The following is a 1,436-nucleotide window of genomic DNA, read 5'->3' as shown; positions in this document are numbered from 1 at the left end:
TGGAGTGTGGGCTGGTTCGGTGAGGATGCCCAGGGCCGGCGTCTGATGCGTGCCCTGGTGTTCGTGCGGGATGAGCCGGATGATTCCCCGTACGCGCACCCGATCGAGAACCTGGTGGTGATCTATGACCTGTCCTCGGGCCAGGTGGCGAGGATTGATGACAACGAGGCGATCCCGGTCCCGGCCGCGCGGGGTAATTACCTGCCCAAGTACGTCGGGGAGGCCCGGACGGATTTGAAGCCGATTTCCATCACGCAGCCCGAGGGGGCCTCGTTCACGGTCACGGGCAACCATGTGCGGTGGGCGGACTGGTCCTTCCGGGTGGGGTTCACCCCGCGTGAGGGCCTGGTGCTGCATCAGCTGAAGTTCCGTGACCAGGGCGTGGAGCGTCCGGTGATCAACCGTGCTTCGCTGGCCGAGATGGTTGTCCCGTATGGTGACCCGGCCCCGGTGCAGGCGAAGAAGAACGCGTTCGACTCGGGCGAGTACAACATCGGCAACATGGCCAACTCGTTGACCCTGGGCTGTGACTGCACCGGGGAGATCAAGTACTTCGACGGCATCACCACCGACAGTCACGGTAACCCGTTGACGATCGAGAACGCGATCTGCATGCACGAAGAAGACGACTCGATTTTGTGGAAGCATTTTGATTTCCGGGAGGGCACGGCCGAGACCCGCCGGAACCGGAAACTGGTGATTTCCTTCATCGCCACGGTCGCGAACTACGAGTACGCGTTCTACTGGCACCTGTTCCTGGACGGGTCCATCGAGTTCCTGGTCAAGGCCACCGGGATCCTGTCCACGGCCGGTCAGCACCCGGGCGAGAAGAGCCCGTATGGTCAGAACCTGAACAACGATGGGCTGTATGGTCCGATCCACCAGCACATCTTCAACGTGCGCATGGACTTCGAAATCGACGGGGTGTACAACTCCGTGTACGAGGTGGACACCGTGATCCCGGAAGAGAACCCGACGTTCACCGCGTTCAAGGCCGTGGACCGGCTCCTGGAAACCGAGCAGGCAGCGATCCGCAAGGCCGACACGTCCAAGCACCGGTTCTGGAAGATCGTCAACCACGAAAGCAGGAACATCGTGGATGAACCGGTCGCGTACCGGCTGATCCCGGACAACGCGATCACCCTGGCCGCGGATGACCGCGCGCACGTGTCCCAACGCGCCCAGTTCGCCCGCAACAACCTCTGGGTCACCCCGTACACCCGGGAAGAACGGTTCCCGGCCGGGGAATACCCGAACCAGTCCACCGGCGGGGACGGGCTGCCGGCCTGGACCGCGGCGGACCGGAACATCGTGGATCAGGACCTGGTCGTGTGGTACACCTTCGGCATGCACCACGTCGTGCGCCTGGAAGACTGGCCCGTCATGCCGAGGCAGAACATCGGGTTCATGCTCGAACCCCACGGCTTCTTCAACCA

Annotated in this window: 1 protein-coding gene; it reads left to right on the top strand. The window is 63.0% G+C overall.

Annotation, left to right across the window (positions count from 1 at the left end; translation table 11 throughout):
- Positions 1-1,436, top strand: a 1,436-nt coding sequence (locus tag E1809_RS26440) for a primary-amine oxidase (protein ID WP_133207172.1), incomplete at both ends; no start/stop codon positions are given.

Source organism: Arthrobacter terricola (assembly GCF_004354015.1).
Lineage (GTDB): Bacteria > Actinomycetota > Actinomycetes > Actinomycetales > Micrococcaceae > Arthrobacter > Arthrobacter terricola.
The sequence above is the reverse complement of the archived record's forward strand: the minus strand, read 5'-3'. Positions and strand labels throughout refer to the sequence as shown.